This window comes from Pedobacter sp. 01T416_2 (assembly GCF_056398925.1).
The window spans coordinates 1-1,169 of the sequence record NZ_JBFTQI010001174.1; the positions used below are offsets into that span (position 1 = coordinate 1).

A 1,169-nucleotide genomic window follows, 5' to 3' on the forward strand; every position below is an offset into this window, starting at 1 on the left:
ACACTAGGGCATCAATCATTTAACTTAAAAGTTGTAACCTTGCATGGTGAAAAAATTGGATTCACTCAAGCAATTAAACGACGTTTTTTAGATCCAATTGATTTTTTCTGCTTTGGTTTGATAGCATTTTTAATTATTAAAAATTCAGAAAAGCACCAGAGAGTAGGTGATGTACTTGCAAAAACGCATGTAATTGATACGACAGACCCTGAACAAAATTTGGGACCAATAAGGGCCTTTAACTAAAATATAAAAACTAATACAAAATGAGAAAAAAGATTGTTGCCGGTAACTGGAAAATGAACTTAGATTATAACGAAGGTGTTTCGTTATTCAGCGAAATCGTAAATATGGTTAAAGATGAGCGCAAAGGCGATCAGCTGGCTATTATTTGCTCACCATTTATTCATCTAAACAGCTTGGCAAAATTGGGTGGTAACGATGTTAAAATTGGCGCTCAAAATATTAGCGATAAAGAAAGCGGAGCATATACAGGCGAAACTTCAGCTAAAATGGTTAAATCTGTTGGTGCAGAATACGTTATTTTAGGTCACTCAGAACGCAGACAATATTTCGCTGAAAGCGATGCTTTATTAGCTGAAAAAACTAAAGTTGCCTTGGCGAATGGCTTAACACCAATTTTCTGTATTGGCGAAACTTTAGACGAGCGTAACAACGGTAGTTATTATGAAGTATTAAAAAAACAGTTGGTAGAAGGTATTTTTAGTTTAACTGAAGAAGACTTCAAAAAATTGGTTATTGCTTACGAGCCAGTTTGGGCTATCGGCACAGGTTTAACTGCTTCTCCTGAGCAAGCGCAAGATATTCATGCTTTTATCCGCAGTGAAATTCAAGCTAACTATGGTTTTAATGTGGCTGATGATACAACCATTTTATATGGTGGTAGCTGTAACCCAGGCAATGCTGCAAGTTTATTTTCTCAGAACGATATTGATGGCGGCCTAATTGGTGGTGCATCGTTAAAATCACGCGATTTTACAGATATTATTAAAGCATTAAACAGTTAAATGCAATACACAAAAGCAATATTTACATTCAAAAGTATCGAAGATTATCAACAGGATCTGCTCATTAGCGATCTTGCCGATCTAGGCTTCGATACTTTCGAAGATAGTGAGGGTGGTTTTACGGCTTTCGTAATTAAAGAC

The 1,169-nt window shown here is 36.0% G+C and carries 2 protein-coding genes; both read left to right on the forward strand.

What is annotated here, in order from left to right:
• On the forward strand, window positions 1–246 hold a 246-nt coding region (locus AC1DPQ_RS28335), incomplete at its 5' end, for an RDD family protein (protein ID WP_477611653.1).
• Window positions 247–266: 20 nt separating this feature from the next.
• Window positions 267–1,028: a triose-phosphate isomerase gene (gene tpiA / locus AC1DPQ_RS28340; protein ID WP_132396929.1), complete on the forward strand. Its 762-nt coding sequence runs from the start codon at window positions 267–269 to the stop codon at window positions 1,026–1,028.
• Window positions 1,029–1,169: the final 141 nt, after the last annotated feature.